Here is a 25,211-nt window from a genome sequence, read left to right on the forward strand (position 1 = left end):
TTGGGCGTTGAGTTCTGCCATGAGGTGCAATATGGTCGAAAGCTGCGCCCGGAGAGCCTGTTCCTGATGGGTAAGCCTCTCCTCTATACCTTGAATGCGCCGGTCGATCTCCTTAATCCTGCCGTTTATCGACTTCTGATCACGGGCAATGATTCCGACCAGATCCTCCACATACGGCGACACCAGATTCTTCACTTTCTGGGCTACTCCCGACGTAGAGCCAAGAAGGTCAGCTACCGCCTGAAGGTTATTGGCAAGGTAGTCATCAAGCTTAGCCTCATCTGCTATAGACCGATCGCAGTACTGGTTATCACAAGCCGGCTCCTGCCAGCCGTCTGGCTTACGACAGCTACTCTAGCCCCTACTCCGGCAGCATTTATAGCCTTCGCCATCGCCGCGAGCACCTGCTCATTAGTCTGGCCCGAAGTCACAGAAACAGAGACATCTCTTGAGACCCCTCCGACAGTGATGGTAAAGGTCTTCGTACTGGTGGTGGTCCAAAGCGAAGTATCGCTACTTACAAGCTGATTTGAGACCACAACATCCTGGCTTGCAAGCCGCGACACAAAGATACTGTAAACTGCCTTCGCCGGAGTCCCCGAGACTTCCGCAGTGAGGATATCGGTTCTGGATGATATAGCGGTCAGCTTGTAATAAACAGGATCAGTCGCCGATATCAGGAGAGCTTCGGCGGAATTCTTGAGTGCAAGAAGCGAAGAATTGAGATCACGGAACATTGCCTCCCGGGTCCTGGAGGCTATCCTTTATCTTATTAAGATCCACTATGGGTTTTCGCTGAATCTCCATGTATTTGGAGATATATTCCTCGATGCTGGGCATAGCCGACCCAAAGGAATTTAGATTTATAGGGACTACCAATCTGATCATCCCGTTAAAGCCATAAAGGATGCTGTATAAGCTCCGCAGCAAACCTACCCGAATGAGGCCACCCTGGAGCCATAAGCGACGCAGGGCTTACAGGTCGAGTCTCTTTACGAATTCTTACTATTAGATACATATCGGCAAAAGGGGGAGGATCTTTAGCCCCACTTTGGGTCTATCCTGAAAATCTTCCCGCCACCGGACCCCTCCCGAATAGCAGCCGCCATATCCTCGGTCTGCGGCACGAGGGAGAATCTTACGTCCGGATTGATGAGGGGGCTTCAGCGATAGAGCAGGGTCTAACCACTACGCCGGAGCCCCACTCTGCATCAGCAGGCCAGGAAAATCAGGTATAGTGTCTGGCCTGGTTTCCCGAATAAATTCGTATAAAGGATTGCCGTATCATGCCGAATTAATATAATAACAGGCAAATATGCCGCAGGCGCTTTAAGGAGGGGTTAGACTTGAAAACAAATCAGGTTGTAGTTTTAGCAGCAGCGTGTTCGCTGGTTTTAATGCTGGGCATTGCCGGTACGTGTTTTGCGCTTCAACCATCTGATACTGAAACCGGTACATATGATGCTGTCTTCACCTCAAATATAATAACCGCCTTTCCGGAGCTAAATCTCTCGACTGAGGTCATTCAAGGGCTTCGATCAAGAGACATCGGGTGGGGCGAGATCACGATCGCCGCAAGCCTTGCATCTTCTTCAGGCAAAACCCTGGACGAAGTAATAACCATGGCCGATTCGGGACTCGGCTGGGGGGAGATAGCAAAGGAACTTGGCGTGGAGCCAATGGCCCTTGGCCATGCAGTAAGCGAGGTCATTGGAAATGCAAAGCACGGGCGTGCTGATAAGGATGCTCTAGAAAACGCCGCTATCTCAGACTTGCTTGCTTCCAATTTCGGTCTTGAAAATTCTGGGGTTGCCGCTCTTACGGAGTCAGGAATCAAAAAACAGGACGTCCTCATGGCGCTTTCGGCCGCAGCAATCACGGGTAATGCAGGCACATTTGAGAAGGCCCTCGCGCTGCGCCAGGAAAGCCGTAACTGGCAGGATGTTTTTCAGGCCCTCGGTATAGACCCCAGGGGCGCAAGGGACATGAGGACGGTTATGCAGAGGAGCGAAATCAAGGAGCAGCTTCGCGAGATGGTAAACGAGCTGCAAAAAGCCCGGGAAAAGAGTCAGGAGGGTACTGGCACAGAGTTAAATGACGAAAACACAGAAGAAGGCTCTAGTGACCAGACTCTCGATGAAGATAACAATAATGATGATAATGCCCAGAACCAAGAGACCATTAATGACGACAAAGATGACCAAAACAAGAACGACAAAGACGACAAAAACAAGGATGACAAAGACGACCAAAAGATCGAGAAGGAACACAAGAGAGATAAGGATAGCGGCAAGAAGAACACGGGCGCCGGTCAAGACAAAAGCGAGGGAAATAAGGGCGAAAAAAATGAGAGACATAACAACGAAAGGGCCGGGCATAAAAATGGAGATGAAGAAGACGAAGATTGAGGGCAGAGAGATCTCTAGGTTCTGATGCGAATTGCAGCGAAATGCATATAGCGGCTTCTACTAAGATGAAAGTTAGGGTAGAAGCCGTTTTCAACCCGAGTCTGACGTGTCGAAAGGATTCTCATCTGTTCCCCGGTCGGCTTGGCCAGTGTTCTAACTGGCTGGTTTAGTCCGGGGAACTCATATCTACGAAGTTCTTCATCCTCTGGCTTTAAATGGCCCTTACCAGGGAACGAGTGTTCTCCGTCCTCTTTATAGGAGGCCGAAGCCTGCTGTGATGTCAGATGCTTGCCTGTTCATCAATTCGTCTCCTCCCGCAATAAAGCCGGTTCGCGAATGGATCCAAGACTGGTCACGAAGTGCCGGCATCGGTAGCTCGTGTTATACATATTAGTATCCTGCTGACTGTAGACCATCTTATGCACATGCTACCGGAGCATTATACATAAGAATCATGAATCTGTCGACCATTCTTGACCGAGGCCTGGACTTTTGATATAACCTTCGAGGCCTTTACCATACGTCACCTATGTCCCTGTGCGCCATTGAAACCTTCTCAAAACATAATCGGAATATTCATGGTACATATCATAGTGGTTATCGATGAACCTGGTCCAATACGAATAAGCACTGGTAAACATAGGGTATGACCGGAAACCGTCTTTGCGGCAATGAAGGATGCTCATGGATTCGGGTAGGCAGGGCTGCAAGTTAGATTAGCCTGCCAGAATATCTCCCTCCAGGCTGGCTGTAGTAGCTATCTCGACGCGGCCAGAAGGTATGAGGTTTCCTTTTACCTTACCGGCAACGATGATATTCCTGGCTCGAATCTGAGCTGACACCAACCCGCTCTCGCCGATTATGATGTCTCCCTCGGTAGAGATCTTTCCCTCTACCCAGCCATCAATCCGCAGGGTGCCACGAGATACTATTTCGCCGCGGAAGTGTGTCCCCGGGGCAATCAAGGCATCGATTCTATCGGCCGCAGTTGCTGCTTCTTTCTTGCCAGGCATACCTTCGGGTCTCCTCCTCTGCAGAACTCTATGGTAATATTCCAAGCGGATCAACCAGCTTCCCCTTCACCGAAATCATGAAATGCAGGTGAGGGCCTGTGCTCCTGCCGGTGGAACCTACTCTGGCAATGAGGTCCCCTTTCTTGACCTTCTGCCCTCGCCTAACCAGGATCGAAGAAGTATGGGAATACTGGGTCCGGTAACCGTATCCGTGGTCGATGATCACGGTACGACCATAGCCGGCAAGCCAGCTGGCAAATGTGACCCGGCCGTTGCCTGCCGCAAAGATCGGGGCGCCTGTACCGGCGGCAATGTCCAACCCGTCGTGAAACTCTCTTCCACCACCAAAAGGAGATTGACGGTAACCGAACCTGGAAGTGATGATACCCCGTGCCGGCCATCTGGTAGGAAGGGCTGCCAGATATTGACGTCGAGCAATAACGTCTGTCTTCAATTCCGCCAGACTGGCGGCTTGCCGTTCCAGCAATGAATTCAACTCGTCAAAGCCCGGCACAGTCGCTCCCTGCATTCCCGACTCGTCTGTTTCGATTGCGCCGGGAATGTCAATGGATGGGATGCCACCCCCCATCGAACCCGCTTCCTCTTCCAGAGAATTGGTGCTTTTCATGGGTGGAAGGCCTAATAGTTTTCGCAGTTGCTTGTCCAGCTCCTCCACGACCTGCATTTTATCTCGAATAATCTTCGCTTCTTGTTTGAGCCGCAGGATCTCCTGCTGTTGCCGCCTATTGGCAACCTCAAGTTCCTCACAGTATTCGGCCTCGGAACGCAGTCGCAGGTTGGAAACGAGCAAATATGTACTCGCAGCCAGTATGGCAATCGTAGCCCCCGCCGCCATTTTGAAAAACCAGCCGGGAACTCTCAAATTGGTCACTCTTCTGTGACAACTAGGGACAATGAGCACCGTCCAGGGTGCCCCATGTTTGGGCCTAGTCTTCCTCATCCAATCATCACCTAAGCCACCAGAATGCAGTCACTGTTCTGGTCCCTGGGTCATTGCTAGTAACTACTATAGAAGTGTGGTTGTTTGTAGTTGGGAAGTGGCTCTTGTCTATCTACCTCCAGGGCACGTGCCCCGGCCGGAGACGGTAGTATCTCTTGAACATCGTCGTCCCGGCTGTGCTGCCTTCCAGCGTCAAGAGCATCATCCAATAGTTCACGGCTAGAGTTGGCCGGATTCTCATAAAGGTTCTCATCAGAAATATCCCCGATATCGCCGGTTGGAGAGGTGTCGCCTGTACTCTCCCCTTCCGCCGTATCATTCATTTTCTCGCTTTCACTCTCGCCACTATCAACTAGTATGCTTCCATCTTTGGCGGACAGGTGCTTGCAGCTTAATTTGCCATAATACAGCTGTCCAGAGGAATGAATTACCAGGGTATCGACTTCCACATCGCCGTGCACTACGCCGGCAATCTCAAGGATCCTGGCCTCGATTTTCCCGCAAAAACGGCCAGAAGGATTGATTATCACGCCATTTCCCTTACAAATCATGCCGTTAACGACACCGTTGATTTCGATTAAACCGGGATTCTCGCACGAGGTTCCAGCACCAAAGAAATTGGTCACCAAATCCGTTAACCTCATCAAGAGATCACCTTAAGATCTTGTTCGGTCTGAGTTTGAACCTCTTCGCCGGCACCCGGAGACCGCCATAACCAGTTGCCCCAGGCCAGGTATCCACGGCAGTTGGCGGTAATGGGATCGGCGGCCAGTTTTGCCTGCGGCAGATGTGGCAACAGGTAAGAACCAATGGCCTGTCCGCCTCCGCCAGTAAGTATCAAATTGTCGAAATCGGGACACTTCCACTGGGAATTGATCTCCACCAGGATGTTCATAGCCAGCTTCTCGAATGCACTGGCGACAATATCTGCAATGTCAAGTGTCTGTCCAGAAATATTGATTTTACGCTCAATGATGACACTGTCAAGAGCGTAATGCTCCTTTTCCAGTCCATATTCCATGGCCAGATTCGAGCCGACATCACTATATGCTGTAGCCAGACCCACCGATAGCGATTTACTTTTCTCCGGTATGTATTCACCATCTTCTATTGCGGCCAGATCGGTCGTGCGGAAGCCGATGTCAATGATCCCTGTCAGGCCCTGCATGGGAAACGCTGACTTTCCTCCATCCGGGCTGAGAAATTCAGACCAGTAAGTACCCAGCGGCTGGGGCACTATTTCTACTTCGGAAACATATACCCTGGTATCCTGAATTTCCCTTCCCTGCAGAATCTTGATAGTCCTTTCGCCTCTAACCCGTGTCTGGAGATCTTCGGCCAAATGTATCCTTTCCACCGGGAGGCCCGTGACTACCCTGAACTCATTAGTACGATTGCAGCAGAATAGACTTAAGGCGCTGTAAAAAAGAATCTCAAAATCCTCTCCCAAAGCGCGCGCGTAGGAAAGGTCGCGGTAGACGAATTTCGAGTGCCTTATAGCGGCCTTGCCGACGAAATATAGCTTTTGCCCCAGTCCGATCTTCAAATCGTCGAGTGTATGGTTACTTCTTGTACTAAATGTTGGTTTAGTGTGGCCTTCACCTACTACACTGGGAAAAGAATAACCGGATTCCCCATCGGTAGCTTTTACAAAACCATAACCGACATCCAGACCGATTAGTTTTGTCATCCTTTAACCTCCCGCTTTCAATGAGACTTGCAGGCCTGCATAGTCAGACCGGCGAGTTGTCTCTTCCTGACACACGAGGGACTTCGAAGCGATCTCTTGTGTCAAGGACCGCTTTCATAGAAAAGCCGAAATAGCGGCGTCAACTTCCGCCGCCAGGCGGAAGAGGAAGCCGCAGACGAGGCTCTCCCCCCGCCACGGCCTGCTCCCGCCCCACCCCGCTGGTTTATATCCACTGACACTGATTATAGCAGCATCAAATTAACCCCTCTCAAACAAACTTAAACTCTCGTTAACGTTTCTCTCAACTTTTTATAACTTCGGAAGAGAGGAAATGTCTCTCCCGGGGAGAATATAACCACAAAAGTGCAACCGGGCAGGGAATGCTTATGGCTGGAGAGAAAATCCTGGTGATTGACGATGAGGCTATAGTAAGGAGGGTGATTGAACATCACCTGGTGCGGGAGGGTTTTCAGGTGATCACCGCCGGGGACGGTGGCAGCGTCTTTGAGCTGGTCCGTGCCCATAAGCCGGAACTGATCATCCTGGACATACTTTTGCCTGACGTTGACGGCATCGAAGTTTGTCGAGAAATACGCAAGAAGAATAATGTCCCGATCATATTTCTGACATCCAAGAGAGATTCTTCAGATATTATACTGGGCCTGGGCGTCGGCGGGGATGACTATATAGTTAAACCTTTCAACCCAAAAGAACTGATTGCCCGGGTAAAGGCGAACCTGCGCCGGTGCCTCATGCAAAACACGGTCTATCAATGCCCGGAGCAAGAGAAAATACTCACCTATCCAGGTCTAGAAATAGACCTGTCCAGCCGCTCGGTCTTGGTGGACAGCTCCCCGGTCGCCCTCACCAATAAAGAGTTTGAACTTCTTACTTTGCTGGCGCAAAACCCCAACCGGGTCTTTTCTTATAACCAGATACTAGAATCGATATGGCAATTCAAATACAACGCTGACTACCGGACGGTAATGGTTCACGTTAACAGGCTTCGCAAGAAGATAGAGGCGGATCACTCTAAACCGCGTTATATCATCACCGTAAGGGGCGTAGGGTATAAATTCCACCATCAATAGGCCAGCCTGGTCATTTCCTGACTTCCTTCAGAAAAGCCAGCATCTCCTCCTCAAGCCGACTGTAATTCGCCTCGATCGCCACTATGAGTTTTCCCGCCACATCCAGCCCGCCAGCCAGGGCTATCTCTTCCAATTCATGGCATGAGTCTGCAAAACTAGTAATACCGAGCAAATAGCCGCTCGACTTCATCCCGTGAGCCAGCACACGCAGAGTCGCAGCATCCTTCTGATCGAAAGCCTTTCGCAGTGCATCTAGCTTTACAGGTATATCTTTCAAAAAGGTCTCTATCAGGTCAATGAGAAAACTCTCATCCTCCCCTATCATTTCCCTGAATTCATCGCGCCTGACGGAGTCAACAAATCTTGACATGAAGGAATCCACCACCCGGTTTCCCGCCTCTTTGATGCTCCGCGCACTTTCCTCCACCGTCACATCAGAATCAGGCAACCAGCGCGCAAGTACCTTTTGCAGGTCTCCCAGCCTGATTGGCTTGCTCAGGAAATCATCCATCCCGGCGCTCAAACACTTCTCCTCTTCCCCTGACATGACGCCGGCTGTCATCGCAATTATTGGGGCTCTTCGCCCCCTGGCAGCCTCCTGGCTGCGGATTGCCCTGGCCGCTTCGTAACCGTCCATCACGGGCATCTGGCAATCCATGAAGACAAGGGTATAAGAAGTCCGGGAATAAGCCTCCACAGCCTCCGCGCCATTGTGGGCGATTTCGGCGGAAAAGCCCAGCTTCTTCAATTGGGAGACAATCAATTTCTGGCTGATGGCATTGTCCTCCACTACCAGGACGGTGCCAGACTTGTCTTTTCCCTGCAGGCACATTGGGGGCTCGCCAGCGGTAATATTCCTGCCGGCAGGCTCAGCCCCCGCACTACCCCGCTGGAATGGAATAGTGAACCAGAAGGTGGATCCCCGCCCTGCTACACTGTCGAAGCCAATCTGCCCGTGCATCAGTTCCACCAGGCGCTTGCAGATGGCAAGGCCGAGGCCGGTGCCACCGTGCTTGCGGGTCGTCGCAAGATCGACCTGGTAGAAGGGTTGGAATAAAAATCGCCGAGCCTGTGAGGGTATGCCTATGCCGGTGTCCTGCACCTCAAAACGAACTGTCACATGATCGGGTTCCTCCCTTTCCAGGAAAGCCCGGAGCGTTACTTCGCCCTGTCCGGTAAACTTGACGGCATTGCTCATCAAGTTTAGGAGCACCTGGCTCAGGCGCATCGGATCCCCGCGGAGTAAGGTGGGGATTTCAGGCGCGAGATAAGATCGTAGAGCAATCCCCTTGCTGCGTGCTTTGGGCGCCACGGTGGCCAGGACGTTCTTTCCTACCTCCGGGAGGTTGAAGTCTATGGACTCCAATTTGAACTTGCCTTCTTCAATCTTGCTGAAGTCGAGAATATCATTGATGACCGTCAACAGGAGTTCGGAGGACTCTCGGATGACGGATGCGTATTCTCGCTGCTCTTGATCGAGGAGTGTCTGAAGCAGGAGTTCTGTCATGCCGATGACGCCATGCATGGGGGTTCGTATTTCATGGCTCATGATCGCCAGGAAGTCGCTTTTGGCGCGGTTGGCCGCATCAGCGGCATCCCTCGCCCTCGTGAGCTGCTCATTGATTTGTTGCAGTTCCCTGGTTCTTTCGGCTACTGTCTGTTCCAGCATCTGGTTCCACCTGGACAACCGGTCGCGGGATTGTTCCAGGTCCGCATACAAACGGGCGTTTTCAATAGAAATGGCCATCTGGGAAGACAGCAGCCTCAATACTTCCACCCGCTCCGGTGTGAAGACGCCTGCAGACAGGCTGTTTTCCAGGTAGAGCACGCCGACCGTTTTACCCTTTCCAACAATCGGCAGGCAAAGAACTGAAGCCGTGAGCCTGCTGGCCACATAAGGATCATCCACAAACATACCCGTTTCGGCTGCGTTGTCGAGAACCACGGTTTCGCTGGTCCTGGCCACGTAATTGACCACCGAGCGCGGTAAGAGGTCATATTCTTCCAGGGGGATGGATTGAAGGACTTCGATATTCATTTCATCCATTCCAGTTTCTACTTGGGCTTCTAGATACAAGTGCTCGCCTTTCGAGAGGAGCAGGGCCGCCCGGCTGGCACCGGCATCTTGCATAACCGCTTCCATCATCTTTTTCAATAGGTCTTCCAGGATGATTTCCCCGGACAGGATCTGGGCGGCCCGGAAAATGGCTTCCATGTCCACCATTTGTGACAGGTCGCGACCTGTCAGGGCGGGCGGCGCTCCCGAACCGGGGGCCGCTCCCCTGCCCTCTTCTTCTCTCGCCAGCCAGGGGTACTGGGATCGAAGCTGCTCCGTTTTTATCCGTGCGCCCCAGGTGCGATAACCCTCGTAGGCATCTCGTATATATTTCTGGGCCAGGTCGGTTAATCCCCTGGAAAAGTAAAACCTGGCCGCGCACTCGCTGGCAATGGCCGCATTCTGGATAAAACCCTGAGTCCTGGCCGACTGGACGGCCTTATCATAGAGCAGGGCGGCCTTTTCATTCTGCCGGCGTATGCGGGCCATTTCCGCCGCAATCAACAGGTGTTTGTGCTCGAAATTGGCCGGGCAGTGCCGGGCCCATTGCTTCATTTGACGGTGTTTTTTCAACAGTAATGGCCAAAACGCCGTTTTTTCCCTGACCGAGAAGGTGTGATACATTGCTGTGACAGTCAGGCAATAATAGAAAGCGTGATCGGCGAGATAGACTTCGCCGAAGTACAGCTTTGTCAAACGTTCGGCCTCTTTCAGCAGGGGCAGCGCTCGATCATAACTGCCCAAAAGGTAATAAACCTGGCTCTTGCAAAGATAATAGTCAAAGAGTTCCTTTTCTCTGATCTGGTAACCCGTATCTCCCCGGATAAACTCCTCTTCATTGAAAGCATCGTCACTGAAAGTGTCCGGTCGGTGAGTCAATCCCTGCAGGTCGAGGGCCAACTGCCGGTATATAGTCAAAAAACAGGAAAAGTATGGGTCTTTCACTTTTGATGCAAACTGAAAACTCTCCTTGATCTGATCCGCCAGTTCTTGTAGCGGAACGCCCTGGAAGTGCTTTGAAATGAGCAAGAAGGTCATAGCATATCCGGCGTAGGTAAAATCGCGGAGAACCAGGCAGTCCTCTATTACCTTCTTCAGATATGATTCACCTTGTCTGGCGTGTTCCAGCCAGTGTAGGACGAAGGCTCCATACAAAAAGTTGACGATGCATTTCTCAGACGGGGTTCCGTGCCGCTCCGCCAGGGCGAGGGCAATTCTCCCCAGCGGGACGCCGGTTTGAAAGTCTTTCAAGCGTATGATACTGACCATGGCCAAGGCCATATAGCCGGAGCCGGAATTGGCGAAATGACCGTACCGCAAAGAAAGCTCGCATGTTTTCAGGCTGGTGGCCATCAACAGGTCCTCGTTGTTATTATAGGCGCATGGAGAAATAGCGACCAGCAAATTCAAAACCGCCTGAATTTCCTCACCGCGTGCTGGAGGCAATTCCTCTATCCGGTCAATTCCTACCTTTTTTATCAGCCTCCTGACCTTGATCAACTCCCGGACAATGTAAAGCGTAGAGGGTTTTGCCGGTAGGTCATGCCCCAATTCCCGCAGCCCCTGTAACCCCACATCGATGGCTCTGGTATCAAAGTCGTTCTTGGTAGCGAATAAAATGGCGATCAAATGCAGTTGCGTCCTGTCTAATTTACTCCGGGCTTTTCTCAAAAGCTCCCGGTACAGTTCCTCTGCTTTGTCATAATAACCGCACAGATACTGGCACTCGAGGCGCTCAAGGTGCAATTGAAAAGTCAAAGGATAGTGGGTTTCCCAGCACTTTTCTTCCAGCAACCCCGATCCTATCTCCAGGTATCTCAGGGCAGAGTCGAAAGCCGAAGCCTGCTTGGCCCTTTTCCCTGCCAGGAGATTCAGTTCTGCACCGCGGACTCTCTCATTATTCTCGATCAACAATTCTATTCCCAGGTTCAAGTGATTAACTGCCGTAAGGAAGGCCATCGAATCTGACTCTTGCCTTGTTTCGGTGCCCTCCTCCAGTCTCTTGATCATCAAGCAGCCCAGGCGATAATGGATAATCTTCTTTTCTTCATCTGGAATCAAGAGATATATCGCCTGGTGCACGCGGTCATGGACAAAACTGTAAATCTGCCCATCTACCCTCTGGATCAGCCCTTCCCTGACGCAATCATTCAAATGCTCCTCGATGGCGGTATCAGACTGGCCAGCGACTTCTGTCAGCAACTGTACATCAAATGTATCCCCGATGCAGGCGGCAAATCGCAGGAGTTTCTTGCTGTCGTCGGGCAGCAGTGTGATTTTGCCCGTAAGGAAGCTTACTATGTCACCGGCGATTTCGGCTTGCTCCATTTGACGGAGATCCCAATGCCATCCACCATCATGCCCGGGCAGAATCAGCCCTTCTTCATACATCGCCTGGAGTAATCCTCTTACAAAAAACGGGTTGCCCCCGGTCTTCTGATAGACAAATCCGGCGAGCGGCCTTGCTTCTTCTTCACTGCAGTAAAGACTGGCTGCAATGAGCTTCTCTACTTCGCGAATGTCAAGGGGGGACAGCCCGATCGTGCTGAGGCGGTTCGCACCCCGTTCCATAGCCTTGATAGCTTCCCTCAAAATATGATCTGACGACAGCTCTTCCTCCCGGTAAGTGCCTATCAGCAACAGATGGCGGATTTCATGTTCCAGAAAGATCGATTTCAGAATCTCCAGAGACCCGGGGTCGGCCCAGTGCAAGTCGTCGAGGAAAAGCACTAAAGGCGCACCTTCCCTGGCGAACGACTGGAGCAACTGGGAAAAGGCATAGAAAAGGCGTTCCCTGGCTTCCACGCTTGAACCGGCCTCCGCTTCTGGCTGCTCGCCCACCAAGCGCCCGACATACGGCATTAGTGCTGCAACCAGGGAAACATTGGCCCCCAGCTTTGTGAGGATTTGGTTTTTCCAGGCCGTTATTTCTTCGCGGCTCCGGGTCATAAGCCATTGAAACAACTGCCCGAAGGCCTCGATTATAGGACCATAGGGAGCCCTACTCTTGAGAGACTGGAACTTCGCGCTGATGAAAAATCCCTGCTTCTTTTGCATCTGCTTGCTGAATTGCTGGATCAGCCTTGTCTTGCCCACCCCAGCTTGACCTGCAACAAGAACGATTTCAGCCGGGCCGCGGCCAACCCTTTCCAGGGCCGCCTGCAAGAGTCGCAGTTCGCGTTCTCTTCCGTAAAACCCGGTTGTAAGATGAAATGTGGCAGGAATGTCATACTGTCCGATCCTAAAGGGAGTGATGCTTTTCTGTCTTTTCCATTCCTTGAGGCATTGGAGCAAATCCCGTCTCATGCCTTCAGCACTCTGATACCGGTCGTCCGGATCCCTGGCCAGGCATTTCATTACGATGTCGGAAAGAATCTCCGGGATTCGCCTGTCTAGCTGGTGAGGAGGTCTAATATCCCCGGCCATCAAATTATGGAACCATTCCAATCTATTCTTACCCTCAACGGGCAGCCGGCCCATCAGCATTTCATAGAAAATCACGCCCAGGGAAAACAGATCTGATCGCAGGTCCACGGGCCGGTTCAGACGGCCGGTCCGTTCAGGCGCAAGATAGAATAGGGTTGGGGGATCAGTATCTGGTCTCGTTACTCGGTTAGAATCTGCAAGACGAACCGCGTCATCTTGCTGGTTGATTGTCAAGATATCGGGGTTCAGGTTGCCCAGGATGACGCCTTTCTGGTGCAACCGGGAAAGAAGCTCCGCTAATTGCACAGCAAGGCGCAGAAACATCTCCGGTGACATCTCTTGCTGCTGTAGATACTGCCGGAATGGCACGGACTTTGAAGCGCCCGTTTCTGAGAGATGATTACCGTCGTCCGAATATGTTTCCCCAGAGCTCACATCGCCATCCAACGTCTCAAGCTCCTCGTCTATGATGGAACAAATTACAATCTTACTTTCTTTATAGCACCATTACCAGGAACATGCAAGCGCCACCGGCTACTTCTTTACCTCTCGATCCTCGCACTCCTTATTATGAGGCCCGACTTTCTCAGTTTAGCCTTCACTTTCACCTGGACATTGACACGGCGAAACTCATCATCCCACCGGTCCTTGAGATCCATATATGCCTGTTTTTGGCTGCCCCATTTGCCTCGGGGTGCCATGCCGGAAAAGTCGGCCGCATATTCGTCGAATGCATCTATCATTCCCAGGCTCTGTAAGACTTGCCCATCACCTGTTAATGGACCGAAGGGAGAGGCTCGACCATCACCGCTGCATTGAAAGAGTCTTGAAAATCTACCATCTTCGCCGATATGATAAACATTGAGAAATGATCTGTGCGGTCCCGCAGCACCCTGGATGACAACTGCATGAGGGTAAATGGCTCCCATTATTGGGTAAACAGTTAAGCCGACAAGATGCTCAAAAGGAATTGGTCTGTATGCTATAAACCCTCTATCCGTCTGTACCAATACCTTTTTATCTATTTTCACCCCTCTCCGTCGTGTAAAACTGAACGAATTCCTAAACCTCGTGCCAGAGGTTCGACTCCTCTCAGACCCACCATTTTCTATACTGCGGCAAAATCAACTACTGCGCTGCTTCACGGGCGGTGGGGCACCTACACCGCCGGGCTACCCAAAATGGGTGGTCCGCTGCCCTCTTTCTATTGATCCCGCGATTAATTCTATGCCGCTGGCATCGGGGATCGCATGGCAAGAACTATAAACCATAGGCGCTCCATGGGCTCTGTATATTATTGGTCACGGTCCTCGCTCTAGTACCGGCAGAAAGAATGCTGTTGAGTAAAGATCGGGTATAACAGTAGAGTTCGCCCAAGCGTCGCCGGGTTCATATCATGCGGGAGCTTATGATATGACGTTATCCGAAAGACATCCTCTCTAGACCCGATTCTAAACGGGTATTGTGTTTCCAAAATACTCACAATATAATCTAAGATAGAAGAGGTGAAGCTCTATGTCAGAAGTAGTTTTGCTAACTAACCTCGACGCCAACGCAATACTTTCAATCCTCAGCCAGATGAGCTTTGAAGAGAAAATACGCATATACTCTGAACTTGAAAAAGAACTTCGTTCAACACTCGCCAACCTGATCACCAGCATAAGGAAAGAGAATCAGTCAAATCCCATGTCACTTGAGGAAATAACCCGGGAAGTCGAAGAAGTTAGAGCTAAGCGCTATGAGACGAAAGCTTAAAGTAGTGCTTGATACAAATAGTTCCTAAGTCTACTTTCAAACCGCGTTTTGCAGACAAGAAAGCGGCGGAAGGCCAAGGATCCACTTTCAGACAGGTATTGTATTTCCCAAATGCTCACAATATAATCTGAGGCCGTACCCTACCGGGATCTCTCGAATATCAAGGCGAAATCTTGGCCGTTTTCTCGACCAGTTTGGTTTTGCCTGTCAATGGATCAGCTTTGAGAGATTCGCAGAATTCAACCGAATATCGGATGTTGCCGAGGTTCTTTCTGGCGAGGAAGGAGTTCATCTGATCGCTTATCTTGAGCCGCAACTCCTGTTCAGGAATCTCCGGTTCCCCGACCACCCTAATGACCAGCGATGTCTCTCCCGTTTGTACGAACTGGTACTGCTTTATCCCTGGGACATCCAAGTCATCAAGGAAGAGAGGATGCAGGAAATCCCATTTCCACTCTCCGTTCCGGAACCACATAATCTCTTCGTCGCGTCCCAGTATCCTATCTATGTATGTGTAAGGCAAGGCCCCTGTTCCTTGGCGGTTGAATCCTTCGACCATGTCATCAAGTCGATAGCGGATAAGTGGGAAAGCGCGATTGTATAGAGGCGTAATGATGAGTCTGTTGTGCTCGTCGACCTCACAATAGTTCATATCATCGAAAAGGTACAGACCTTTCTGTGAGTTCATTCCGATCCCGATAACTAGGGACTCTGTGCAAGCATAATAGTCTATTATATCGGCGCCAAATGTCTTCTGGAGATACCAGGATGTTTCTTCCGAGAGGGGTTCTCCTCCTGTGATGATCTTCTTGGGATGAATACAGATTTTGCCTTCTTTCTGCAGATCGGCGATTAGCTTTATGCACGACGGATATCCTCCGAGATAATTCGGGTTGAATCTCTGGATCCTGTCCACCCACGTTTCCCAGGGGTCCTGCACGTTCAGGATGACGCTCCTGGCCCCGTATTTCTCGATTCCGCTTAAGGCTAGAGCAGTGCTCGCATAGCCGCTTCCTACAGACGCTACATAGAGAACGCGGATAGGGAAATCCCTGAGAGTGATAGAATTCTTCCCGAGCATGCTTATGCGAATCATGTTTGCTTCGACAGCCGTCATGGCGCGTTCGTCATAAAGGAAATTACAGGGCTTGCCTGTGCTCCCTGAGCTGTGGACCAGGATGTAGCCATCGATGCTTTTGGAAGCCGGATCTCCGGCATCAAAAGCCCATTTATGCGAGGGAATCACTGGGTGCGGCGCTATTCTTTCAAAGTTACCGCGAACGTCATCCTTGGTAATGATCGGAAGATCCTGGGGAGTCAAATGCGGCAGATCAGCCTCCCGGATACCCCAAGCACGGTAAAGATCCCTGTAAAACGGCCTTTCCGAGAATGCGAATTTCACAACCTGGCTGAACCTTTCTTCGCTGAACCTCAGGATTCTTTCTCTAGGCCACCGGTTGTGCTGCAACAAGCGGTAACCCTCGTGGATCAGATTCATTATAGATACGAGCTTATGCCCGGACATTGTGTGAACGCTCCTCATGAAAAACGTGATTTTGCCGAGTACCAGAGTGTTAGCATGGGGGAAGATCAAATCTAGGGTACCAGAACTATTATATCCTCTCAACTCCTGACATGTAACCTTCTTTGGTTGATTTTTGCAGACTCACGCCCAATGAACTGAAAACCCGATTCCATGCCACTAACCCCAGACTCCGGTATATGCTCGGCAGGGATTGCCCATCGAGGGCTGCGTTCGGAAGTTGCGTTCCATGCCCCACCCCCTCTGGGCGATGATGCTTGACCACCTGTTGGAGGGATGCTACCCACGGTGAATGCTTCCTTACCTTTGGCCTGAAGAGAACAATGCACATCCCCCATGAAGCCTTCCAAAACGGCATCTTATCTTCTTGCCAATTAGTGGACATGATTTCTCGCCCGGGAAGGGGCGAGGGAGACAAATCAGGGGAATCTCTGTTCATACGCGGCCCGAATTGCGAGGGAAGGATCAGATGCGGGGTCCGGATGCTCATCGAGAACCTTATGAACCCCCGGCATTTCATCAGAACCGCCGGCCAATCGCTTCTGGGCATCAATATGTCCTTGGCGTTATGCAATAGGAACCCACATTAGACCGGGTGCATAGGATATGATGAGGAATTTGCCCCCGCGACAAAGGTAGCGCCCCAGAAAAGGGGGGCAAGGAGGGCAAATAGAATTGTATGTGATTACTCATTTTGTCATTGGTGCGACGATTGGGCTCGTGCTTGTGGATCCGGTCTTGGCTTTCCTTGGTGGATGCGTGAGTCATGCATTGGCCGATATGACTCCCCACCATGATCCCCAAGGCCTCATTCCTGGCTTGCTTAGCGTTGTACCGGTCTTGGGTATCGATTCACTTCTTGGATCCTGGGGTTACGGCCTGGCAGTTCTGGCGGGCGGCATCGGCGGTGTAATTCCTGATGCTGAGCATGTATTGACCTACCTTCATCGAGGTGATTCTTGATTGAGGTCTTAAGCTTTCCGTCCTCAGCCACGGCAGGAGCTGCTATGTCCTTCAAGTAGTGGAATTGACAATATTGATGGGGAACACCTGGTAAAAGCTCACTTACTGCAGCGCGAATGGACGATTGAGCATCGCTTATGACTCCCAGTATGGGATAACCTGATTCCACCACGGGTTTGAGTAACCGCTTTATGCTGCCAGCATCACTGCTCATAAGGACTTCCGCGCATAGGGCGCAATTTGTGAGCGCTTCCCTGACCACCCATAGAGTCTCATTTCCCCTCTCGGATTGCACTCCATCTATGGATATGAGCATACCCCCATTTTTCTCAATCTCCGGCGCGAGACCAGCGATCTTTTGAGGGTTAGTGTATTTAAGCAGCCTCATATAGGCCTCATACAGATACTGGATCTCACGTTCTGAGACATCTATCCCTCGCTCAATCATCCCCCTGTGTATCTGCTCCCGAGTATAGTGGTGGGTCAATTGCAGTACACCTACATGAACCACAACATCCAACCCGTAGGAGAATCCCTTCAGAGCCATGGCGTCCGCGATTGCAGATCGCCAGACAACGCCAGGGTGGGGACAATCAGGATTGGTGCATCTGAAGCCGAGATTCGATACAAATAGGACGCCGGCCAAGGTGATTATGTGCTTTCTCCAGACAGCATGGCAGCACTCTATTGGTCCGCCGCAATGGAGACATGTGTCATTCTCCAGACGGTAGGTCACTCGTTCAACCTCAGGGAATACCTTCGCCTTCTTCATAACTTGCATCAGCTCTCCTTATCGATACCCTTATTGGGTATCCTGCCCTTGATAAGGAGGACTTATCAGTCATTTAGCATGATGTGCGAATTTTACCGGCATCGAATCGGACAGGATTCAGCAACAAGCAGTTAGCGAAACCTTGCGAAGTTATGAGGAGTTAAGCGAATTGATAATAGGAGTTTAAGCTTGTTTAGAAGGGCTTGATTTGAAACTGCTATAATGATAATACGCGGCATAAATCCATGGGGTTAGCGGGGCGGGAGTGGATGCAGGCCACTCCCGTGAGGAAGTGCTAGCCTCCTTCCGGCAGTAGCCGGAGGCTCATACCATTAAATTATGGGCTTCTCATGTTCTCCTCGGAAAGGGGTGATATGCATTTGCCGGTTTGTATAGTCAGCTTTGAATTCCCGGGATACGATACAATAGCACCATACGGCTAATAAAAGGAGGATCATTTGAATGAAAACGCTCAGAATCGCTATTTGTCTTGCTGTCTGTATTACGGTAGCGACAGCTTTACCGGCGCTTGCCAGTACCCCGGAGCAGGAACTTGCGGGAATACTGGAACGTGCCATCAATGTGATGGATGCAATGATCAAGGGTGGTTATACCATAGAGCATATTGAGTTTGATTCAGTGAAATTGGGCGAGGTATATTCTGTCCCATATAATCTATACGCCGGGAATCTATACAAGATTATCGGTATCGGTGGAAACGGCATTGCCGACCTGGATATACATATCTTAGATAGCGATAACAATCTTCTTGCAGCTGATACTCTCAATGATGACGTACCTGAAGTGGATGTTTCTCCTAAAGCGGACGGCGCATTCCGTATCGATACCAGTTTCGAATCTCTGGAGCCAGCCCACAGCCCAAGTGAGTATTACTATTTCTGCTACATTGTTGGCTTTAGGCAGTAAGGTAGGCCAAAAAGGATTCCTACCGGCATAAAAGCATCGTGACTGAAAGTTAGCGCCCGGCCGGCAAACTCCGTCCGGGCACGATTTTTAGTCACGATGGCAGCCTCTCCCGGCGCGTGTTGATCAGTTTCAGCGCTTCGAACCATAAGATACCTGCTATTCCCGCGATCAATGCGGCCAGTAGGTCGACGAAATGCAAGGTGGCGGAACGGAATGGGCTGCGCAGGAATGGGACTTAGAGCACAAGGCCAAGAAAGACAAGTGCTCCTCCGGCGACCCACTGTAGCGCCGCGTTCGGCAGATGCAGCGCAGCCAGGATAGTCCTTTTTGACAAGGCAACGTCAAAGTCGTGCCTAGACTTCAGGGGAGGGATGAGCTAGGGCTCATATAAACTAGCTAAGGTGTCCTCCACGTAGATCAGTTACGATCCTTTCATCCTGGAACACCTGGCCAAGATACTAGTGACTTTCGTGTGAAGTTTGGCCTGTCGCCCAATGACAACTTCGTTGTTCTAAGGAAGGGAGATACATTGATCATGAAAAAACCCGAGAGGCCTAGAACAAATGATTTTTCCCTGCTTCTTGACAGGATTCACAATGCAACAAAAGACCTTCCCGGGGAGATCGGTCCTGATGATGTTTCCCTTGAAATCAAGGCCTATCGCCAGGAAAGAAAGCGGGAAGGATGAGAATAGTCCTGGAATGCGCAGATGCAGTCCCAGATCTCGACTTCATCCTATCTGGCGATGTTCACCTGCTCAAACTTAAGTCTCATAGGGGAATACCCATGGTACAGGCTCCCGAATTCCTGAAACACAGTGGCGTCATTCCTATACTTCCAGGTCAGCCACTACCTCAAAACCTCGATTTGCTGTAGAAGATGAGTTAGACGCCTCTTGACCATGGCTATTAGCTATGATACTATATTCATGGATACTATATACATTGCGTATATATATGGTCAAATGGAGGCTGTGTTATGGCCAATTATGTAAACGAAGGCCCATGCGGGCCATGCCCACCTCGCACTCACGCACGAATGGAGCGCTTCATGGAACCTTGCCTGCTCCTCTTGCTCCGGGGACAGCGATCGCACGGGTATGAACTAATGGAAAAGCTCCGGGAGCTGGGATTTGAAGGGAGTTCCGCGGACATGGCGACTCTCTACCGGACCCTCCGCCAACTCGAGGACAAGCAGGTAGTCACCTCATCGTGGGAAGAGGGAACGCAAGGCCCCCCGAAAAGGGTGTACGAACTAACCGAGGAAGGCGAAGCTCTCCTGCACGATTGGGCACGTGTGATTAGAGCAAACCGGTCCCGGCTGAGCAAGTTCCTTGATTTGTATGAGACTCTATGCCGGGAAGAGGGAAAAGGAGGCGGCAGCGATGTATAGCGTGGTCCTCTATTCTATATCCATCATCGCAGTACTCCTTTCGTGGAAAGCGAGCAAAGATAAGACACGAAAAGCCTTGCGGATCACGGCCAAATCCTTTGCCAAGATCGTTCCGGCTATGATCGGCATAATCGGAATCATTGGACTCCTTCTTACCTTGATCCCTCCCGAATGGATCTCCGGATATCTCGGAAAACAGGCAGGTATCGCGGGGACGATCGGGGCGGCAGTGTTCGGGGCCGTCACCTTGATTCCCGGGCTCATCGCTTTTCCCTTGGCCGGATCCCTCTATCGAGAAGGTGCTTCCGTGATGACCGTGGCTGCTTTCATCACCACCCTGACTATGGTAGGAATTGTTACCGCACCTGCTGAGATCCAACAGTTGGGCAGGAAGATGACCCTGTGGAGAAACGGACTGAGCTTCGTTTTCGCCCTGATTATCGCATTTGTAATGGGGGCAGTGCTGGGATGAGAAAAGTCGTGACAGAGTATAGATTGGTGGTTCTCGTTGTCCTCGCCAACCTGGTGCTGTGGTACCTTTCGCCCTCAAAGGCCGCAGAATCGGCCAGCACGGCCGGCAAGTTCCTGAAAGAAATGCTCTTGATCTTGCCTCCAGTGTTCTTGTTCGTAGGGCTCCTGGATGTCTGGGTGCCGAGGGCAATCGTAGAGAGAAGCGTGGGTCAGAGGTCGGGCATCAAGGGTGTGGCCATCTCGATGCTGCTCGGCTGTGCAACGGTCGGCCCGCTCTATGCAGCGTTTCCCCTCGCCGCCGCGCTTCTGAAGAAGGGCGCGAGCGTGTTCAATATCGTCGTATTCCTTACTGTAAAGGCGGGCGGAGAGATACCTCTAGTGGCCATGGAAGCGAAGTTCCTGGGTTTCCCCTTTGCTCTCCTCCGTCTGGCGTTGACGTTCGTTACCGCACCGATCATCGGGTGGATCGTGGAAAGGGTAGTCGGCCATTCCTACAGGTCACAGAGTGCGAAACCGATGCTAAGTGAATAGAGGATAGCCTATGGCAGAGGGTCTCAACCAGATATCGCAATAAAGGGGGCCCAAACCATATGTCGCCTGCGCCGCGCCCGGCGGGCCGTTTGAGTATGGCCCTCCGCATAGGGTTTATCGGAATTTCCTCTGAATATACCTTTGGAGATGAAGTGTTTCGGGGATATGAATACGCCATGACGCAGGCAGGCCTTGAGGTGCTGCCCGAATATATTGTGCCGGACGTATTCAAAGAAAGGGATGGCATTGTGAGGGTCCTAGAGTTGACCCCGAGGCCTACTGCCATTTTTGCAGCCTGCGATGAGGTGGCCATGGATGTAATCCGGATTGCCGAGCGTAAGGGCATCTGGGTCCCGAGGATGTTGTCGGTCATAGGCATGGATGATGTTTATGTTTCTTCGATTGTGAGCCCTCCCTTGACAACGGTGAGGATTGACAGGTCCAGGATGGGCCGCACAGCGGTTCAACTGTTATTTGAGCGGATTAGAGGAAAGGGGCATATGGAAGATAAGGGGACGATGTTGGAGGTTATCCCCAATCACCTGGTGATCCGTGAATCGTGTTGTCCACCCGAACGCCATTAGCGTCCGGCAGAAGGCGGGGTGAGAAATTTATTTTTACTCGATTAGAAACCGGTTTCTAAAGTCTCGTGTATTTTAAAAGGGCGCTATCTGAGGAGAAAACTCTAGCGGGGGAAGGATTTAGCGTTAAGGAGGGGACATTCAGTATGAATGAGAAACTTGCTATTCATGGAGGCCAACCAGTGAGGACGAAACCCAACCCGCCCATGTTTCCCGGCGGCATGGCTATCGACGAGAGGGAGGAGGCTGCGGTCCTGGAGGTCTTGCGGAACAGACGTCTTTTCCGCTACTACGGGCCGAAGCCTGCACCTTCCAAGGTTGAGGAGTTTGAGAAGAAGTTTGCCGAGATTACTGGAAGCAAATATGCCCTGGGGGTTTCCTCCGGCACTGCAGCCCTCATAACGGCGCTTGTTGGCGCGGGTGTGGGGCCGGGGGATGAAGTGATCGTGCCGGCCTATACCTTTGTGGCAAGCGCTGCAGCAGTAGTGGCTGTCAATGCCATTCCAGTGATCGCAGAAGTGGATGATACCCTTACACTGGACCCCGCCTCAGTTGAACAAAACATAACCCCATATACCAAGGTGTTAATGCCGGTTCATATGCGGGGAATCGGGTCGCAAATGGATGAGATTATGGGTATAGCAAGACGACATAATCTTAAAGTCATAGAAGATGCAGCGCAGGCAGATGGGGGCAGCTATAAAGGAAAGATGTTGGGCGCAATTGGCGATGCCGGTTGTTTCAGCCTGCAGTTCCACAAGATCATCACCTCCGGTGAGGGGGGAGTTGTGGTAACTAATGACGATGAGCTTATCCTGAGGGCCAAGAACTATCATGATACCGGCGCAAGTTGGCGGAGTTCGGGGTCCGGCTATCCCGTTCTGCCGGGAGTCAACTACCGCATGAATGAGCTTGAAGGGGCCATTGCCCTCGTGCAACTGGGGAAGCGCCAGATGCTCATAGATACCATGAGAAAACATAAAAAGCGGATCAAGGATGTTCTGAAAGGCATTCTCGGGATACAGCTTCGCCGGGTGCCTGATGAAGAGGGCGATACAGGCATATGCATAATGTTCTTCCTGGAGACGAGGGAGAAGGCGCTGGAAATTGGGAAGGCGCTTCATGCCGAGGGCGTTCCAGCAGGAACGATGATGAGCAAGGATATACCAGATTGGCACATATACATCCACTGGAAACACATCTTGAACAAGCGGGGGAACAACGATGTAGGTTGCCCCTTCACCTGCCCCTTGTATAAGGGCCGGGTGGAATACTCTGAGGACATGTGCCCTAAGACCCTGGATTACTTGACGCGTACAGTCCACATGGACGTGAGTCCCCTCCTGACCGACGAGGACGTCAATGAAATCATAGAGGCTATCCTCAAGGTGACGAGGGCCCTCCTCTGAGGCTAACTGAATCCTTTCCCATGCTAAACAAGAGCGCGAGAGTCTGAGCGCCCGCCGTGCATGGAGGGCAAGGCTATCGGCCGTTGCAGAGGCCTAACGATTCCTGGGCTTTTGCTTAGTCAAGAAATTTCGGGTAAACTCGCGTGAAGGTGACATGGAAATGGAATTTTTCGACTGCAACTGCTGGTTCGGGGTACCTGCGGTCCCTCCTTTGAGATTTCCAGAGAAGGTAGATGAGCTATTGGAAGAAATGTCCTTCTGCGGTGTGAGCCAGGCCTTGGTTTACCACGTATCGGAGAGGGATGATTCTCCTCTTGTGGGGAATCAGGTTCTTATTCAAGAGATAGAAGGAAGGCCGGGGCTTTATCCCGTATGGGCGATACTTCCATCTGTGACTGGAGAGCAGGAATCTCCTGACAAGTTTGTCGCCAGGATGAAGGAGAATAGCGTAATGGTTCTACGAGCTTTTCCGGCCCAACATAAGTATCTCCTGAATGCAAATACATTCGGCCCATTGTTTGAAGTAATGGTTCAGAAGAATATACCCCTGATAGTGGGTGCGGATTGGAGCCTCATCACCGGGCTACTCGAGGATTTCCCAAGGTTGACGCTTATTGCGATAAGCTCGAACCCCTGGGGGCAGGACCGCTATTTCAGGCCTCTTATAGAGAAATACCCTAATTTGTATCTTGACACCTCGCGTTATGAACTTGACTGGGGGCTTAAAGCTTTTTGCAACAAATACGGGCCTGAACGAATGCTTTTCGGGACGGGTTTCCCGGATTTCAACATGGGAGGGCCCATCCTCACCTTGCTTCAGACAGATATACCCGATGAGTATAAGGCGGCCATAGGATCTGAAAATCTAAAGAGGCTTCTCCGGGGGGTTAGGCTATGAGAAACCCGTCTTTGATCGCGAGGGAGTTTGCTGAAAAAGGCTATTCTGAGTCATGTCCTGTGATTGACATGCACGGCCATTATGGTCCATACCAAGGGATATATTTCCCCAGTCCATGGGCAGAGGGCATGATCCAGACCATGGATCGCTGTGGGGTAAGGCTTACAGTCTCGTCATCCCATGCTTCGCTTGTGGATATGGACAGGGGTAATTCCCTGATGGCGGAGGTGGTCGCCAGCCATCCTGAGCGCTTTCGTGGATACTGGACGATCAATCCAAACTATCCTCAAAAGATAGAATGTGACCTTGAAAGATTTGAAAGCCTGAACGGGTTCGTCGGGTTCAAGTTCCACCCGGAGTTTCATAATTATCCGCTTACGGGGGAGAGATACAAGCCTGCTCTCGATTATGCCAATAGTAAAGGTTTGGTTATCCTCACCCATACGTGGGGAACTAGCCCCCATTGTGGGCCTTCGCTCCTGAGGAGCCTGGCAGAGAGATACCCTAGGGTAACCTTTCTCATGGGGCATTCTGGCTACGGGGAGTGGGAGGTTGCTACAAGCGTCGCACGGGATTTCCCAAATGTCTATCTTGAACTGACCGCTGCGTACGCCATTGGAGGGGTAATAGAGTTCATGGTGAAGGAGACAGGTTCGGAGAAGATGATCTTTGGCACCGACATCCCGTGGTTCGATCCTCATTACGGCATCGGTTGTGTGATTTTCTCCAGGATAACCGACGAGGATCGCCACAACATCCTTCACCGCAATGCCGAAAGGATATTAGGCTTGACGTAGATCCTGGTTGGTGCCGGACAATCATCCGGGGAAGATGTGTCGCTGCTGATTTCTTCGCGTGGCACAGTCGCGCAGGTCATATGCGATAAAGGATATTAGATCGTGTAGTAGCGGAGCAGGGCAATTCCTGGCTACGAGACCCGGGTTAGAATTCCTGGCATACTCTTTCTGGGCCTTGGCCTTGCCTGGCGATGTATTCCCGGTCTACGACCGGGATCACGTCGCTGCGAGCTGGGATGTAGGTGCAGGTTGGGAAGGGGACGGTTGGTTCCGTCCCCTGGCGTTCGGAGACATTTAGCGTTCGGAGACCTTCAGCGTTTAATGAAGAATTGCTCAGGACAAGCATTCTTGGGAGATCTCAAGGTATCATCCCAGATGATGCCGGAAGGTACGTTCCTGACTGGACTTATGATATAAGGCCCCACTATATGGAATGCGGCAGCTAGCTGGGAGTCTGTGATGGAAACAGATAGCATGGAAAGAGTCGCAAAATTACTTCTTTGGCCATCCACTTGCCGTGCGTTGGT

The 25,211-nt window shown here is 51.3% G+C and carries 24 protein-coding genes; 13 read left to right on the forward strand and 11 right to left on the reverse strand.

What is annotated here, in order from left to right; all coding sequences use genetic code 11:
- The 3 genes from fliD to HPY52_15235 form a co-directional block, all read right to left on the reverse strand.
- Positions 1-288 (reverse strand): flagellar filament capping protein FliD (gene fliD / locus HPY52_15225; GenBank protein NPV81588.1); only part of this gene is annotated, 288 nt, incomplete at its 3' end.
- On the reverse strand, positions 285-737 hold the full coding sequence (locus HPY52_15230; protein NPV81589.1) for a hypothetical protein: 453 nt from the start codon (positions 735-737) through the stop codon (positions 285-287). The genes fliD and HPY52_15230, both read right to left, overlap by 4 nt.
- Positions 727-888: a hypothetical protein gene (locus HPY52_15235; GenBank protein ID NPV81590.1), complete on the reverse strand. Its 162-nt coding sequence runs from the start codon at positions 886-888 to the stop codon at positions 727-729. Before HPY52_15235 ends, HPY52_15230 begins: the two co-directional genes overlap by 11 nt.
- A 458-nt stretch (positions 889-1,346) precedes the next feature.
- On the opposite strand from HPY52_15235, the gene HPY52_15240 reads away from it, so the two are divergent.
- On the forward strand, positions 1,347-2,408 hold the full coding sequence (locus HPY52_15240; protein NPV81591.1) for a hypothetical protein: 1,062 nt from the start codon (positions 1,347-1,349) through the stop codon (positions 2,406-2,408).
- 716 nt (positions 2,409-3,124) lie between these two features.
- Here HPY52_15240 and HPY52_15245 read toward each other — a convergent pair.
- The 4 genes from HPY52_15245 to HPY52_15260 form a co-directional block, all read right to left on the reverse strand.
- Positions 3,125-3,421, reverse strand: a complete 297-nt coding sequence (locus HPY52_15245) for a polymer-forming cytoskeletal protein (protein ID NPV81592.1) — start codon at positions 3,419-3,421, stop codon at positions 3,125-3,127.
- Positions 3,422-3,449: 28 nt separating this feature from the next.
- Positions 3,450-4,313 carry a peptidoglycan DD-metalloendopeptidase family protein gene (locus HPY52_15250; protein ID NPV81593.1) on the reverse strand — a complete coding sequence of 288 codons (864 nt, stop codon included), beginning with the start codon at positions 4,311-4,313 and terminating at the stop codon, positions 3,450-3,452.
- A gap of 125 nt (positions 4,314-4,438) precedes the next feature.
- The gene (locus tag HPY52_15255) at positions 4,439-5,026 is read right to left on the reverse strand and encodes a polymer-forming cytoskeletal protein (protein NPV81594.1); all 588 of its coding nucleotides are present in this window, start codon (positions 5,024-5,026) and stop codon (positions 4,439-4,441) included.
- Entirely contained in the window at positions 5,026-6,072 is a 1,047-nt protein-coding gene (locus HPY52_15260; protein ID NPV81595.1) for a ParM/StbA family protein, read from the reverse strand. The genes HPY52_15255 and HPY52_15260 overlap by 1 nt, the downstream gene beginning before the upstream one ends.
- Before the next feature lie 386 nt (positions 6,073-6,458).
- Here HPY52_15260 and HPY52_15265 point away from each other — a divergent pair, with 386 nt between their 5' ends.
- The gene (locus HPY52_15265) at positions 6,459-7,163 is read left to right on the forward strand and encodes a response regulator transcription factor (GenBank protein NPV81596.1); all 705 of its coding nucleotides are present in this window, start codon (positions 6,459-6,461) and stop codon (positions 7,161-7,163) included.
- A 10-nt stretch (positions 7,164-7,173) separates the two neighbouring features.
- Here HPY52_15265 and HPY52_15270 read toward each other — a convergent pair whose 3' ends face one another.
- Positions 7,174-13,092, reverse strand: coding sequence for an AAA family ATPase (locus HPY52_15270; protein NPV81597.1), 5,919 nt, complete (start codon positions 13,090-13,092; stop codon positions 7,174-7,176).
- Positions 13,093-13,187: 95 nt separating this feature from the next.
- Positions 13,188-13,655, reverse strand: coding sequence for a hypothetical protein (locus HPY52_15275; GenBank protein NPV81598.1), 468 nt, complete (start codon positions 13,653-13,655; stop codon positions 13,188-13,190).
- 505 nt (positions 13,656-14,160) lie between these two features.
- On the opposite strand from HPY52_15275, the gene HPY52_15280 reads away from it, so the two are divergent.
- Positions 14,161-14,400 (forward strand): hypothetical protein, encoded by a 240-nt coding sequence (locus tag HPY52_15280; protein NPV81599.1) that lies wholly within the window; start codon positions 14,161-14,163, stop codon positions 14,398-14,400.
- Positions 14,401-14,560: 160 nt separating this feature from the next.
- Here HPY52_15280 and HPY52_15285 read toward each other — a convergent pair whose 3' ends face one another.
- Together HPY52_15285 and HPY52_15290 are read right to left on the reverse strand one after the other, a co-directional pair.
- Positions 14,561-15,901, reverse strand: a complete 1,341-nt coding sequence (locus HPY52_15285; protein ID NPV81600.1) for a phenylacetate--CoA ligase family protein — start codon at positions 15,899-15,901, stop codon at positions 14,561-14,563.
- Between the two features lie 865 nt (positions 15,902-16,766).
- Entirely contained in the window at positions 16,767-17,687 is a 921-nt protein-coding gene (locus HPY52_15290; GenBank protein ID NPV81601.1) for a transposase, read from the reverse strand.
- Between the two features lie 453 nt (positions 17,688-18,140).
- Between HPY52_15290 and HPY52_15295 the strand changes: the two genes are divergently transcribed.
- The 10 genes from HPY52_15295 to HPY52_15340 all read left to right on the forward strand — a co-directional run bounded on the left by HPY52_15295 (position 18,141) and on the right by HPY52_15340 (position 24,982).
- On the forward strand, positions 18,141-18,605 hold the full coding sequence (locus HPY52_15295) for a hypothetical protein (GenBank protein NPV81602.1): 465 nt from the start codon (positions 18,141-18,143) through the stop codon (positions 18,603-18,605).
- A gap of 535 nt (positions 18,606-19,140) precedes the next feature.
- The gene (locus HPY52_15300; protein ID NPV81603.1) at positions 19,141-19,293 is read left to right on the forward strand and encodes a hypothetical protein; all 153 of its coding nucleotides are present in this window, start codon (positions 19,141-19,143) and stop codon (positions 19,291-19,293) included.
- A gap of 290 nt (positions 19,294-19,583) precedes the next feature.
- Positions 19,584-19,997, forward strand: coding sequence for a PadR family transcriptional regulator (locus HPY52_15305; protein NPV81604.1), 414 nt, complete (start codon positions 19,584-19,586; stop codon positions 19,995-19,997).
- Positions 19,990-20,469 (forward strand): permease, encoded by a 480-nt coding sequence (locus HPY52_15310; protein ID NPV81605.1) that lies wholly within the window; start codon positions 19,990-19,992, stop codon positions 20,467-20,469. The genes HPY52_15305 and HPY52_15310 overlap by 8 nt, the downstream gene beginning before the upstream one ends.
- Positions 20,466-20,999 (forward strand): permease, encoded by a 534-nt coding sequence (locus tag HPY52_15315; protein ID NPV81606.1) that lies wholly within the window; start codon positions 20,466-20,468, stop codon positions 20,997-20,999. The genes HPY52_15310 and HPY52_15315 overlap by 4 nt, the downstream gene beginning before the upstream one ends.
- Positions 21,000-21,058: 59 nt before the next feature.
- On the forward strand, positions 21,059-21,583 hold the full coding sequence (locus tag HPY52_15320; GenBank protein NPV81607.1) for a substrate-binding domain-containing protein: 525 nt from the start codon (positions 21,059-21,061) through the stop codon (positions 21,581-21,583).
- Between the two features lie 143 nt (positions 21,584-21,726).
- Entirely contained in the window at positions 21,727-22,989 is a 1,263-nt protein-coding gene (locus tag HPY52_15325) for a DegT/DnrJ/EryC1/StrS family aminotransferase (GenBank protein ID NPV81608.1), read from the forward strand.
- A gap of 160 nt (positions 22,990-23,149) precedes the next feature.
- A complete protein-coding gene (locus HPY52_15330) occupies positions 23,150-23,887 on the forward strand; it encodes an amidohydrolase family protein (GenBank protein ID NPV81609.1) in 738 nt (245 codons plus the stop codon).
- Positions 23,884-24,684: an amidohydrolase family protein gene (locus HPY52_15335; protein NPV81610.1), complete on the forward strand. Its 801-nt coding sequence runs from the start codon at positions 23,884-23,886 to the stop codon at positions 24,682-24,684. The genes HPY52_15330 and HPY52_15335 overlap by 4 nt, the downstream gene beginning before the upstream one ends.
- Positions 24,685-24,742: 58 nt before the next feature.
- Positions 24,743-24,982, forward strand: a complete 240-nt coding sequence (locus tag HPY52_15340) for a hypothetical protein (protein ID NPV81611.1) — start codon at positions 24,743-24,745, stop codon at positions 24,980-24,982.
- Positions 24,983-25,211: the final 229 nt, after the last annotated feature.

The organism is Bacillota bacterium (genome assembly GCA_013178415.1).
GTDB lineage: Bacteria > Bacillota > SHA-98 > Ch115 > Ch115 > Ch115.